Here is a 13,278-nt window from a genome sequence, read left to right as displayed (position 1 = left end):
TGTAAATGTTGAATGATTTTACTGTAATAGTAATTAAATTTATATCGTGTCTCATCGCTTTTAGTATCGGATTAGCTTTATTTTTCCCTGCTACGTTCGTCCAAATTATTTCTTTTAGTCTATTTGTCACAATCGTTTCTTACATGTTTGTTGATAAAATCATTTTAAATCGAATTGGCGATTCTGCTGCCATTATGACAAATTTTTTACTTACGTATTTAAGCGTTTGGATCTTCGGAAATATTTTATTAGACAACTACATGCAAATTGCTTGGGGCAGTATCCTTTCTGCCATCGTCTTTACATTATCTGAAGTAATTGTTCATCGCTTTTCTCATTCACGTACTCGTCATAACAACGATAATATTCGTATTAATCGCAGATTTGCATATGGTACGGAGTTTGCTGAAGAACAGAATGTGTTGGATAAAGATAAGAAAAAGTAAAGCGATAGTTACTGGTGCAAAAAAGGAGCTATCTCATCAGTCGAATTTTTGACGATGTGGCGCTCCTTTTTGTTTTTTGTGACATCAATACGGTGAATGAAATTATAATAACGGTTTTTTGAATATATCTATCGTAACTCTAATTATATAAACGATTTGACAAAAAATATCGATTTATCGGCAATGTTTGACGGCCTATCCTCAAATAAAAAAGCTGCCTCCCATTGAGAGACAGCCACTCCAATACTTACGCTTCTACTTTTAGATCTTTCAATGCAATAACATCCGCAAATGATGCAAATACAACATTATGATGCTTTACAATATCTTCAGCATGTAATACATCTGTATCAAACGTACTATGCGCATCACTTACTAACGTTGCTTTATACCCTTCACTAAATGCTCTGCGCGTTGTCGTATCCACACAGTACTCTGTTTGCATTCCTGAAATAATAACGTGCTCAATGCCTTTTTCATGCAAAACTTCGTTCAAGTTCGTCTTATAGAATGAATCGGGTGTCGTCTTTTCAACGATACTATCACCCTCTTGCGGAGCTATCGCCGCATGTATTTTCCAACCATCTGCCCCTTTTTCTAACGGATGATCTTTTGGACCGTTATGTTGAACATAAATAACCGGAATACCATTTGAACGACATTCCCCAATAAGTTCTTGTAATGTTTCTAAAAACTTTTTCCCATTATGTACTGGGATTCCTGCTGTATACATACCCGCTTGCACATCAATTACTATTAATGCTTTTTTCATTTTACACAGCTCCCTTTGTTTGTATAAGCCCTTTCATAAATCATTATAATTGTTTATATTCCATCATCCAACAATCTTCTAATTTCCCCTCATGTAGCTCATGTTCCTTTAAAATCTTCACTTTTTTAAATCCACATTTTTCATAACACTTTATCGCACGTTCATTATTTACTCTCGGATCCATCGCGATTGCTTCCGCACCCATTTTCTCCATAATGTATGTAATTGCTGCTTGAACAAGGGTTGTTCCAATTCCTTTTCCCCAATATGCTGGTTCACCGATGAATTGGTCCATGCCCCATATATTTTGCGATTTTTCATATCCATACAAAGCTTTCCATTCAGAGTCAACAGGATACATTTGTATGTAACCGATCGGTATTTCATTGAATTCTACTAAGCATCTTTTTTCATTACTGTTAGGATTATGTATAAAATGAGCAAGTACCTTTTCTACAGATTGCGGATTATCTCGTCCTTCGTAATACTGCAGGACTTCTGGATCTGTTAACCATTTAGAGATGATAGATGCATCTTCTTCTATTACATATCTAACCGATAAATTATTGTTTTGAAACAACATGTAGCACCTCGTTGCTAGTATTTTATAAACTGCTAAACTTTATTTTACATCATCATCTTTCTTATTTAATTACCTCTACTCTCCCCATGTATGGACGCAATACTTCTGGGATTTTAACTGAGCCGTCTTCTTGTTGGTAGTTCTCTAAAATAGCTGCTACTGTACGCCCTATAGCTAACCCAGAACCATTTAATGTGTGTACAAATTCTGGTTTCGCACCTGGTGTACGACGGAAACGTATGCTTGCACGACGCGCTTGGAAATCTTCACAGTTTGAGCAAGAAGATATTTCACGATATCTCCCATAACTTGGTAACCAAACTTCAATGTCATATGTTTTCGCAGCTGGAAATGCTATATCAGCTGTACATAATACGATAACTCGATAAGGTAATCGTAACAATTGTAGTACCCTTTCGGCATTCGCAGTTAATTTTTCTAACTCATCGTATGATTCTTCTGGCTTGGTATACTTAACCATTTCAACTTTGCTAAATTGGTGCTGGCGAATAAGCCCTCTCGTGTCACGTCCTGCACTACCCGCTTCAGAACGGAAACATGGCGTATGAGCAGTAAAATTAATAGGTAATTCTGCACCATTTAATATTTCGTCACGATAATAGTTCGCTAATGGTACTTCCGCCGTTGGAATTAAAGAGTACTCTGTGTCTTTTAATGTAAATACATCTTCTTTAAATTTTGGGAATTGTCCGGTTCCTATTAAACTATCGCTATTTACGATAAACGGTGGAATTACTTCCGTATATCCATGTTCTTCAACATGTAAATCTAGCATAAAGTTAGCTACTGCTCGCTCTAAACGTGCTCCCAAGCCATTGTAATATACGAAGCGGCTTCCTGTTACTTTTGCTGCTCGTTCAAAATCTAGTAACCCTAATTTTTCAGCAACTTCCCAATGTGGTTTTGCTTCAAATGAAAATTCGTTTATTTCTCCCCACTTGCGTAATTCAACATTATCATCTTCTGATGCTCCAATAGGCACTGTTTCACTAGGTATATTTGGTAATGCCAATAATATAGAATTCAATTTCTCTTCTACATTACGTAACCCATCATCTAATGTTTTAATACTTTCTCCTACTTCACGCATTTCACTAATAAGTTCATTTGCATCTTGTTTTTCACGCTTTAACTTCGCAATACGCTCAGATACTCCATTACGTTTACTTTTTAATTCTTCTACTTCTACTAACAGTTCACGACGATTTTGATCTAATTCTTCAAATGTATCCAATTCAAGAAACTCTCCACCGCGATTAATCAATTTTTTCTTTACTTCTTCAAAATTAGCACGTAATACTTTTACATCTAACATGTCTTATCTCTCCTTTAATAAGTGACTAATGTCATCTTCTTCGTTCACATTAAGCTTTTAAGATAGGAAATTTCACTAAAAAAACACAAAAAACTCCCGTCCCTATAAAAGGGACGAGAGTTAACCCGCGTTGCCACCCTAGTTGAAAGCATAGAATATAAAAGCTTTCCACTTAAAAAATTAACGGTTTTTAACCGGAAACGATTACTAACTTCACATTGAAGGGTTCCACATTTCGCTCAAGGACGGATTCACAAGCGCTTTCTATCGGTTTACACCACCCACCGACTCTCTAAAAGAAAAGATACTTGTTACTATTTCCTTTCATAGCTTTTAAACAATATAAATTTTAATTATCATTACTTTACAATAATTCTGTTTATTTTTCAAGAAAATATTGTATCTTTAAAATAAAGTGTTCCTATAATCAAACCACAAATAAACTGGAGGTTATTTACGATGTCCCATATCACTTTGAAAGCAATAGCTTCTATAAACTGGCGAGAAACGCTTAATAAAACAATTTGGAGATGAGAATTTGAAATCAACATTAATTATTCTTCGAGGAAACTCCGCAAGTGGCAAAACAACAATCGCAAAAGAACTGCAAGAGCATTTTGGCCAAGGGACACTACTAGTCTCTCAAGATGTCGTGCGTAGAGATATGTTAAAAGTGCACGACACAATGGGTAACTTATCTCATGATTTACTATTTGAAATTACGAAGTATGGAAAAGGAAAATGTGAATTTGTTATTTTAGAAGGTATTCTAAACAGCGGTAGATATGGAGATATGTTAAAAGAATTAATACATTATTTTGACGACGACGCACATACATATTACTTCGATTTATCACTAGAGGAAACCATTAGACGACATAATACAAGAGAAAAACGGCATGAGTTTAGCGAGGATTTATTAAGTAAATGGTATAATCCTCACGATACAATTGAAGTTGATAAAGAAACTATTTTTACAGATGATTTCATTCAAAAAGACATCTTTCATGCGATTCTTAATGATGTGACACATCAAAAATAAGACTGACTTTTTATGTCAGTCTTATTCTTTTATGTTCCTTGAATTTCAGTTTTCATAACGGAACAATCTTTACATACATAATAATATATATTCATTTCCCCAAACTGGAAATCAACTACTGAAATAAGTTCCCGTTCCTCAAGATCTTGTGTAATTGTAGCAACATATTTCATCTCTTTCGAACAAGTTGGACATCCTAAATCTTCTGGAACATCACCATATAAAGGCGCTCCTAACAATCTACATATATATTCCGAACCGAATAAGTCAAAAGCTTCCCAGTAACTATCTTCATCAGTAGGTATATCCTCATTTTTCATATTCGTTAACTTTACATTAGTTTTTGGAAGATTGACCGGTAGCTTATCCTCAGCTTCCATAATCCACTCTTCCGTATTGTCTTGTTTTATTATTTGTACCGTTTTGCCCCCATTACTTAATTGAAAATATTGCGGCTCCCACACCATCGCACAATTCAAGCAAGAGATGAATGGTAATACGATCAATTCAGCATTTTTAAGTTCAGCAAGTTTCTCATCTTTCAAATCAAAACAAAAAATTTGATGCATTTTCTCACCGCATAACTTACACAATGGTAATTCACAATCTTGACCACCGAAATAATGATTATATGAATCTTTTCCTTCCATTACTCTATACCCTTTCATTTCATTGCAATGTGCGCCATATAATTCTGTTGTCATATTCTATCCTCTTCTCGCTTATAAAGGTGATCCTCGATACTAACCTTTTAATAACTTTCGGTACGTAAAACATTTTCTATTGTTGCTAATCATCATTTTTCTCATTCTTATCACCGTTATCTTTTTGGTATGAATACGATAATAAAATAATAACAATTTACAAAAAGACTGAGTTCTGTATCCATTCTGACACTATAGGGATTTGGAACGTTATAAACCCTAGTATAAGACTAAATAAAACAATTACTATTTTATGAATATTCTTCTCCTATTTATCTAATTGTATTTTAATAGTGATAGAAGAACAATATGGTTGTCAGAAATACAAATAAGGATTAAATAATTCAAAAGGGTTACTTTTACTGCTCACTGTACTCAGGAGCAAAATTAAGGTTTTATTCTTTTACATATCCTTCAAATTTTTTCAATGAATCACATTAAGGCAAAAAATAAAAGCCAGTCTCAATAAAGAGAACTGACTTCTATTTGGATAACTATAATTATTATAGAACTTTTACTTTAACAGTTTGCCTTCCCCAATTCATAGCTTTACTTTTTGAACCCATTAAAACATCAATACGATTTCCTTTAATAGCACTACCAGTATCACCAGCAATAGCTTCTCCATAACCTTCTACCCATACTTTAGATCCTAATGGGATTACCTTCGGATCTACTGCAATAATTCTCATATTAGGATTTGTCGTTAAATCATGACCCATCGCAGTTAAAACACGTCCACCATATGTACCATTTTCACTTGGATCAGCAGTATATGCTGTCGCTACTACCGTTAATTCACGTTTAGCAGACTGTGTGTTATTTTTAGATACTTCTTGTGTCTTTGTTGCTTCTTTTGCTTTCGCTTTTTCTATTTCTCGTGCTTTTGCTTCTTCCTTAGCCTTTGCTATTTCTTGTGCTTTTGCTTTTGCTTTTGCTTTTGCTTCTTCTTTTTCTTTTTCTTTTTCTATTTCTCGTGCTTTTGCTTCTTCCTTAGCCTTTGCTATTTCTTGTGCTTTTGCTTCTTCTTTTTCTTTTTCTATTTCTCGTGCTTTTGCTTCTTCCTTAGCCTTTGCTATTTCTTGCGCTTTCGCTTCTTCTTTTACTTTTTCTATTTCTTGCACTTTTGCTTCTTCTGTTACTTTTGCTTCTTCTTTAGGCTTTACTATTTCTTCTGCTTTCGTTTCTTCCTTAACTTTTACTCTCTCTGTTACTTTCGCTTCTTCTTTAGGCTTTACTATTTCTTCTGCTTTCGTTTCTTCCTTAACTTTTACTCTCTCTGTTACTTTCGCTTCTTCTTTAGGCTTTGCTATTTCTTTTACCTTCACTTCTTTCTGCTCTTTTGTTGTTTCTTTCGCTTTTGCTATTTCTTGTACTTTTGCTTCTTTCTGCGTTTTTACTTCTTCCTTTGCTTTAACTGCTTTTTGTACTTTCGCTACTCGTTTCGTTTTCTCTTCAGCTTTCTTTTCAATTGGTGCTGTACTTGATAGGAAAGAAACATTTGCATAAGCTGTTTTTCCTTTATACTCAAATTGCAGCCATCCATCTTTTACTTGATGTGCTGATTCAATTACATCATCTTGTTTCAGTCTGCCAAGAATTTCTGATTCTGTGTTTGCTTCAGTACGTACATTTAACAAATTTGCTGTTACATGGTAAATGTCTTTTGTAAACTCTGAACTTACAAATACTTCTTTACCATTTAACTCAATTTTTGACCACCCATCTTCGGTATTTATGACTTTTAACTCTTGCCCATTTTTTACTTTTTCGACAACTTTTGATTCTGTAGTCGGTTTTTCACGTACATTGAGTACATCTGCTGTTACGATCGTTTCTGCGGTAACAGTTGTAGTAAATGCCCCCAATCCAAAAAACGTTGCTGTTGCTGCACCAATTACTTTTTTCATATTAGCCTCCATTACGTTTTTTTGAGCTCTTTGAAATTCTTCCATAAAATTAGGGAATTCCACAGAGTATCAAAACATTTGTAACAGTATATCAATACCACTTAATATACTGTTTTTAAAACTTTCTACTCCAATATTATCAAATTCTCATTTCTAATTCTATACATTATAAATCTCCTTATCTTCTATAAACTCTTCATGACCTTCTATTTCACACTAGATAGTTGTCGCAATTCCTGCCAAAAATAAACTTACAATTGCTAAAAATGGCGTTCCAGCTATTGCACCTCTTAAGTGAAACTTATAGTCTTTATATCCTTTCATTCCCTCAGTACTAGGAATAACAACAAACCTCGGAGTAATCCAGCAAAATATAAGCCAATCGATTATTAATAAATCTACTAAATTGAAAATCATTACAATCCCAAAAGAATGTAAATAGGCCTCAATATACAATAATTTCCCATGGTGATGTAGTATATATGTAGAAATAAAAGGTGTTCCAAAGAGAATAATATTGTAAATAATTCCGAAATAAAACATTTGTTTTTTTTCATTTATCGATTTTGGTAAAACTACTTTTTGAATATCTTTCGGATAATCATTTAACCAAAGACGAGGATTATAATATGTAGACCCTAATATCATAATAGACAGTATAAAAGACATGGAAATACCGACAATCACCATTTGTCCAAATTGCCCCACAAATGTCCCTCCTTATTTGAAATTTTGACGTACGTAATTCACTTAATTAGACATTGTATGCATGTTATGACTTAAAAATTATCTAATACCATTAATAAATTTTTTCATTACAATCCGCTTTTTCCTAACGTCCATTCTTATTTCTTGCAATATGATTGCAAATTTAATACAGTGAACATCTAACTAGTGTTGTTCACCTTCGCTAATTATTACAGAGTACATATTTTTTAATTTACATACAGAATGGATTGGTGAAACCAATGAAAATCGAACATATAGCAATTTGGGTAAATGATTTAGAATTAATGCGTACTTTTTATACGAAGTATTTCAACGGCAAAGCAAACTCTTTATATCAAAACGAAGCAAAACAATTTGAATCATATTTTATTACGTTCGAATCTGGAGCACGCCTTGAAATTATGCGTAAGAAAGGCATAGAAAACGAGCCTAACCTAAATATAACTGGCTATGCACATATGGCTTTCTCTGTTGGTAGTGAAGAACGTGTAAATGAACTAACAAAAACGTTAAAAGAAGCAGATTATCCTTTATTAAATGGACCACGTTTCACTGGAGATGGCTATTATGAAAGTGTAATTGGTGATCCTGAAGGTAATCAAATAGAGATTACTATTTAACTGTCGATTATCTTTTCTGAAGAACAATTAAAAATTCGTTTGGAGGAATCCGATGCATAAACTACATTTCAAAAAATTTGAAGCAACAGATTTTAATCCATACTTCCAGCTCGTATCAAATGAAAGAGTGATGGCACAAATTACAGAGCGTGCTATTCCGCTAGAAGAGGCACAAAACGACTATGAAAAATTGTTAAGGCGCAATGAAAAACATAAACTGTTTGGGTCTTATAAAGTTTATGACAGTGCAACAAATGAATTTATCGGCCTTGGACATGTAACAGTGAATGAAGATCATGTAAAAGAAGCTGAAATTGGGTATATGATTTTGCCAGAGCACTGGGGAAAAAAATATGGTAGTTATATTGCAAGAGGATTAATTGAAATAGCGAAACAGACAGATGTAAACGTACTAAAGGCAATTATCGATCCAAATAATATCCCCTCTCGAAAAATATTAATTAACGTTGGTTTTACATCAGATGTAGTTTGTGAGATTGATGGATTACCTGGGGAAATTTTAAGTATATATATTTAACTTTATTAAGGTAATGCTGCATTTGAGATACATGTAGTGTTGCCTTTTATTTATTATCTCGATTCCCTGATAGACCCGAAAATCCCATTCTAGGAATAATCACCCTCACTCATTCATTTACTTATAACGTATAGTCAGTTCTATTTTTCTATTTGATTTTACACCTGACGAATAACATTTTAGATATTTTATTTTGTGACAAGGAGAGAAGACTTTAATGAGTAATCAAAATATTGAACTTACAGGACGTATCGTAACTCCCGGAAATCCAGAATATAATTCCGCTAGAGAGGAATTCAACACATTTTTCAACAAATTCCCATTAATCATTGTCTTTGCTCAAAATACACAGGATGTAGGAAATGCAGTTCGCTGGTCGAGACAGCATAACGTACCTATGCGTATGCGCTCTGGTCGTCATAATTACGAAGGGTTATCCGTTAACAATGCTGGAATTGTAATTGATGTAAGTGAAATGAAGCAATTAGAAATAGATCATAATGGTGGGACTGTTACTATCGGGACTGGATGGAGAAACCTTTCTTTAACCGAAACGCTCGCGGCTGAGGGATTAGTTGTGCCAAGTGGAGTTTGTCCTACTCCTGGTATTGCAGGTGTTACATTAGGCGGTGGACATAGTATACTCTCCCGTTCATGGGGATTAACTCTTGATCATTTAATTGAGCTAGAGATGGTTGATGCAAACGGTTGTATTATACGCGCCAACGCTAATCATAATCCGGATCTCTACTGGGCATATCGAGGTGCAGGTGGTGGTAACTTTGGAATATGTACTTCCTTCAAGTTTCGAACACATAAAATTAATACAGTGGGATTTGCGGAAATTAGTTGGGGTTTAAAAGATTTAAAACCTGTACTAAAGTCTTGGCAAGAATACACTCTTCCTTGCGCTGATAAGCGATTTACAAGCACCCTCTTCATGTCTTCAGGGGTGGAACCATCGTTATTGATGCAAGGAGTATTCCTAGGTCCAGTCCAACAATTGCAAGCGCTTCTACAGCCATTATTACAAACCGGTTTACCATTAACAGTAACTATAAATGAAATACCTTGGGTAGAAGCTGCAACACGAATCGCTGCAACACAGCCTATAGAGCCTTTACCATTTAAAAGTGTAGGTCCATATTTGTATGCACCATTGCCAGAAGAAGCACTCACGATCGTCGATCACTTTTTAAACAATTCCCCCCAGCATGCAACAACCTCTCTATTTTTCCATGGCTTAGGCGGAGCCGTAGCAGACGTATCGAACGATTCTACAGCATATTTTTATCGAAAAGCACTTTCGAACATGTCAATATTCTCCACTTGGGATCAAGAAGAAGGTGCTGCCGCAAGCATTCGATGGACCGAAGATTTCCGATTAGCAATGTTACCATACACAAAAGGCGTTTACGTTAATACACCCGACCTCTCCATTAAAGATTGGCCGGATGCTTACTACAGCTGTAACTTTGATCGGTTAATGGAAGTAAAGACTAAATATGACCCAAAAAACATTTTCAACTTCCCGCAAAGTATTCCGCCCTTTTAATAGTCAATACTGAAATTTATAGTTTATATTTCTAGTAAAAAAGGAACGATTCTTTCCATGAAAATTATGGGAAGAATCGTTTTTTCTATGCTGGATGTATTTCATTTCTTTTTTCATCTTTTTTTAATGTTCTTTTCATCCTAATTTCATCTGAATCTCATTCTTATTAGTTACACTCAGTTTATACATAAATAACTAGTAAGGAGGAATCATATATGAAAAATTATGAGCCGGACCAAAATAAAAATAGAGATAATATCCCTCTTCCTGATGAAGTCAATTCTGTTTCATTACGAGGTTGGCAGCTGCTGAGCAAAGTTCCAGAAGTCACGATTTTCTTCTGGATTATCAAAATCATGGCAACTACAGTGGGCGAAACAGGCGCGGACTTCTTAAATACCAACTTGAACTTCGGCTTGACTAAAACGACCTTTGTTATGAGTGCTCTCTTGTTTATAACACTGTTCTTCCAGTTCAGGTTGAAGAAGTATATTCCATCGGTTTACTGGCTCACTGTTTTGCTAATTAGTGTTGTTGGCACGCTGGTCACCGACAATCTTACGGACAACTTCGGAATCGCTTTAGAGACTACAACCATCGTTTTCACTCTTTTGCTACTGGCAACTTTTGCTGCTTGGTATGTGAGTGAAAAAACACTGTCCATTCACTCTATTTACACAACAAAACGTGAAGTATTCTATTGGTCGGCTATCCTATTCACCTTCGCATTAGGTACTGCAGCTGGTGATCTCGTAGCAGAGAGTCTCAACTTAGGTTACTTGATTTCAGCGCTCATATTTGCCGCATTAATTGGGGCTGTATCCATCGCTTACTACCGTTTCAAATTAAATGCAGTGTTGGCCTTTTGGATCGCTTATATTTTAACTCGTCCTTTTGGCGCCTCTTTTGGAGATTATTTATCACAGCCCCACAATTCCGGTGGTCTTGGTCTCGGTACCGTGGGAACTAGCGTAATCTTCCTCGTAACAATTTTGAGCTTAGTTATTTATTTGACCAAGACGAAAAAAGACGTGAACCCGAGCGTACATTAATATATATTTTATCTGAACCTTAAAATAGGTGACATGATTTCCTAATCAATAGTACAAAATTTCAAACAAAAGAAAATGAAAAGGCAATACTACTTATAAACTACCAGTAGTATTGCCTTTTTTATAAAACAAATCATTATTCCCTTATTTCGTCTACTACACTTTGAACTAAAGAGATAAGAGCTTGCTTTGTATCCTCATCTGTAACTTTTGCATCATCACTAAATTTAGTGCGCACAGACGGGATTAATAACGAGCCATTTTGAACGACAACTGTATCTAGCATACCTAGCGTAAGTAATAATGATTCATGGGCTTTATCCCCCTCCTCTAAACTAAGTGGATAGTTCAATTCCAATCTACAATTGAAGTTTTTTTTGTGAAATTCATTGAAAACATACAAACAGCCGTCATTTCATGGAATGATGGCTGTTTCTGTTTACCATTATATATAAACTTGATGGCTGCGTTATTTATAACAGCCAATCAACCTCCCTCCTATACAATAGAAAACATCATATACACTCCAACAACGAAGAAAACGGCTAATGTCTTAATTATCGTAATACCAAAAATCTCTTTATAAGCTTCCCGGTGCGTTAATCCTGTAACCGCAAGTAAGGTTATAACTGCTCCGTTATGAGGTAAAGTATCCATACCTCCTGCTGCCATCGCAATTACACGATGCAGCACATCTAACGGAATATCAAAGTTCGCTGCTGCTTCAATATATTTTTCTGCCATTAAACCTAATGTAATACTCATTCCACCCGAACCTGATCCCGTCAGACCGCACAAAATATTCGTCATGACCGCTCCACTAATTAAAGGGTTTGAAAATGTCCCTGTCAAAGAATTTTGGATCATGACAAATCCGGGTAAAGCTGCTATAACGGCACCGAATCCATACTCGGCTGCAGTGTTCATAGCAGCTAAGATTGAACCACTTACGCCTACGCTTGTAATAGATTGAAAATGTTCTTTTACCGCTTGGAAGTTTAATAATATAGCAGCCAATATTCCGATAAGAAGTGCCATTTCCACTGACCAAATACCCACGACTTGTCCCATATCAATCGTTCCGTACTCCTTCAAACCAATGGATGCAAAATCAAATCCCTTTGTATACCAAACGGGGATGAATTCTGTAAAGACTTTATTCATCACTCCAACCAGTACAAGCGGAAGAAAAGCTACCCAGTAACTAGCTGGAATAACATCGCTGGAAGCAATTGGCGCTTGCACCGATTGTGCGCTAGTTGTGGCAGCAAGTTCAGAAGTGGCACCGCCTTTACCAAAGTACCCCTCTCCCTTAGCAGCAGCTTTCTTCCTACACCTTTCCAAATACAGCATGCCACATATAAAGATAAACAATGCTCCTATAATTCCTAATGTAGGAGCCGCATAAATATCTGTTTTAAAGAACGTAGTTGGAATAACATTTTGGATTTGAGGAGATCCAGGAAGCGAATCCATCGAAAACGTAAAAGCACTGAATGCAATTGTCGCTGGAATGAGACGTTTCGGAATATCCGCCTCACGAAATAATTGCGCCGCAAATGGATAAATCGCAAATACTGCGACAAATAAACTGACACCACTGTATGTAAGAATCGCTCCCATTAACACGATGGAAAGAATCGCTCTTTTCACACCTATAAAACGTATGATAATTTTTGCGATCTTTTCTGCTATTCCAGTAATTTCTACCACTTTACCAAATATCGCTCCAAGCAAAAACACAGGAAAATATAATTTTATGAATCCGACCATCTTCACCATAAAAACATTGGAAAAGAACGGTAAAACGTACTCCGGCTCTGTTAAAAACACAGCTAGCAATGCACATAACGGAGCGAATAAAATGACTGAGAATCCTCGGTAAGCCACAAATATAAGCAAGCCAAGCGATAGCAATACAATCAGTAAATCCATAACCGTAATCCCCCTCAATAAAATAGATTCTCTTAACTTTACATTCTTTTATGTTT

General features: G+C 35.5%; 14 protein-coding genes, 1 pseudogene and 1 other annotated feature. Of the genes and pseudogenes, 6 read left to right on the top strand and 9 right to left on the bottom strand.

Going from position 1 to position 13,278, the window contains the following annotated elements; genetic code table 11:
• Positions 1-8 precede the first annotated feature (8 nt).
• On the top strand, positions 9-446 hold the full coding sequence (locus SJY24_RS15450) for a YndM family protein (protein WP_098498622.1): 438 nt from the start codon (positions 9-11) through the stop codon (positions 444-446).
• A 247-nt stretch (positions 447-693) separates the two neighbouring features.
• Here SJY24_RS15450 and SJY24_RS15445 read toward each other — a convergent pair whose 3' ends face one another.
• The 3 genes from SJY24_RS15445 to serS form a co-directional block, all read right to left on the bottom strand.
• Positions 694-1,218, bottom strand: coding sequence for a cysteine hydrolase family protein (locus SJY24_RS15445; protein ID WP_377865304.1), 525 nt, complete (start codon positions 1,216-1,218; stop codon positions 694-696).
• A gap of 43 nt (positions 1,219-1,261) precedes the next feature.
• Complete coding sequence (locus tag SJY24_RS15440; protein WP_377865303.1) at positions 1,262-1,801, bottom strand: GNAT family N-acetyltransferase; 540 nt, start codon at positions 1,799-1,801, stop codon at positions 1,262-1,264.
• A 61-nt stretch (positions 1,802-1,862) separates the two neighbouring features.
• Positions 1,863-3,137: a serine--tRNA ligase gene (gene serS / locus SJY24_RS15435; protein ID WP_377865302.1), complete on the bottom strand. Its 1,275-nt coding sequence runs from the start codon at positions 3,135-3,137 to the stop codon at positions 1,863-1,865.
• 106 nt (positions 3,138-3,243) lie between these two features.
• Positions 3,244-3,474, bottom strand: a binding site (T-box leader).
• Between the two features lie 201 nt (positions 3,475-3,675).
• Between serS and SJY24_RS15430 the strand changes: the two genes are divergently transcribed.
• Complete coding sequence (locus SJY24_RS15430) at positions 3,676-4,179, top strand: kinase (protein ID WP_377865300.1); 504 nt, start codon at positions 3,676-3,678, stop codon at positions 4,177-4,179.
• Between the two features lie 29 nt (positions 4,180-4,208).
• On the opposite strand, the gene SJY24_RS15425 is transcribed toward SJY24_RS15430, so the two are convergent.
• The 3 genes from SJY24_RS15425 to SJY24_RS15415 form a co-directional block, all read right to left on the bottom strand.
• On the bottom strand, positions 4,209-4,883 hold the full coding sequence (locus SJY24_RS15425; RefSeq protein ID WP_377865299.1) for a hypothetical protein: 675 nt from the start codon (positions 4,881-4,883) through the stop codon (positions 4,209-4,211).
• Positions 4,884-5,386: 503 nt separating this feature from the next.
• A complete protein-coding gene (entB, locus tag SJY24_RS15420) occupies positions 5,387-6,793 on the bottom strand; it encodes a cell wall-binding protein EntB (RefSeq protein ID WP_377865298.1) in 1,407 nt (468 codons plus the stop codon).
• 216 nt (positions 6,794-7,009) lie between these two features.
• A complete protein-coding gene (locus tag SJY24_RS15415) occupies positions 7,010-7,501 on the bottom strand; it encodes a nitroreductase (protein ID WP_377865296.1) in 492 nt (163 codons plus the stop codon).
• A gap of 260 nt (positions 7,502-7,761) precedes the next feature.
• Between SJY24_RS15415 and SJY24_RS15410 the strand changes: the two genes are divergently transcribed.
• The 4 genes from SJY24_RS15410 to SJY24_RS15395 all read left to right on the top strand — a co-directional run bounded on the left by SJY24_RS15410 (position 7,762) and on the right by SJY24_RS15395 (position 11,287).
• Entirely contained in the window at positions 7,762-8,142 is a 381-nt protein-coding gene (locus SJY24_RS15410; RefSeq protein WP_377865295.1) for a VOC family protein, read from the top strand.
• A gap of 52 nt (positions 8,143-8,194) precedes the next feature.
• The gene (locus SJY24_RS15405) at positions 8,195-8,680 is read left to right on the top strand and encodes a GNAT family N-acetyltransferase (protein WP_377865294.1); all 486 of its coding nucleotides are present in this window, start codon (positions 8,195-8,197) and stop codon (positions 8,678-8,680) included.
• Between the two features lie 217 nt (positions 8,681-8,897).
• On the top strand, positions 8,898-10,235 hold the full coding sequence (locus SJY24_RS15400) for an FAD-binding oxidoreductase (protein WP_377865293.1): 1,338 nt from the start codon (positions 8,898-8,900) through the stop codon (positions 10,233-10,235).
• Between the two features lie 215 nt (positions 10,236-10,450).
• The gene (locus SJY24_RS15395; RefSeq protein ID WP_377865292.1) at positions 10,451-11,287 is read left to right on the top strand and encodes a COG4705 family protein; all 837 of its coding nucleotides are present in this window, start codon (positions 10,451-10,453) and stop codon (positions 11,285-11,287) included.
• Positions 11,288-11,423: 136 nt separating this feature from the next.
• Here SJY24_RS15395 and SJY24_RS15390 read toward each other — a convergent pair.
• From SJY24_RS15390 to SJY24_RS15380, 3 genes and pseudogenes are all read right to left on the bottom strand, one after another.
• Positions 11,424-11,624 (bottom strand): annotated as a pseudogene (locus SJY24_RS15390) (flavoprotein); the annotation flags it as partial.
• Between the two features lie 11 nt (positions 11,625-11,635).
• On the bottom strand, positions 11,636-11,773 hold the full coding sequence (locus tag SJY24_RS15385) for a hypothetical protein (protein WP_377865291.1): 138 nt from the start codon (positions 11,771-11,773) through the stop codon (positions 11,636-11,638).
• A gap of 12 nt (positions 11,774-11,785) precedes the next feature.
• Positions 11,786-13,222: a GntP family permease gene (locus SJY24_RS15380; protein ID WP_377865290.1), complete on the bottom strand. Its 1,437-nt coding sequence runs from the start codon at positions 13,220-13,222 to the stop codon at positions 11,786-11,788.
• Positions 13,223-13,278 lie beyond the last annotated feature (56 nt).

The organism is Bacillus sp. R86525, from assembly GCF_042466195.1.
Taxonomy (GTDB): domain Bacteria; phylum Bacillota; class Bacilli; order Bacillales; family Bacillaceae_G; genus Bacillus_A; species Bacillus_A nitratireducens.
This window is presented reverse-complemented; position numbering and strand designations above follow the sequence as displayed.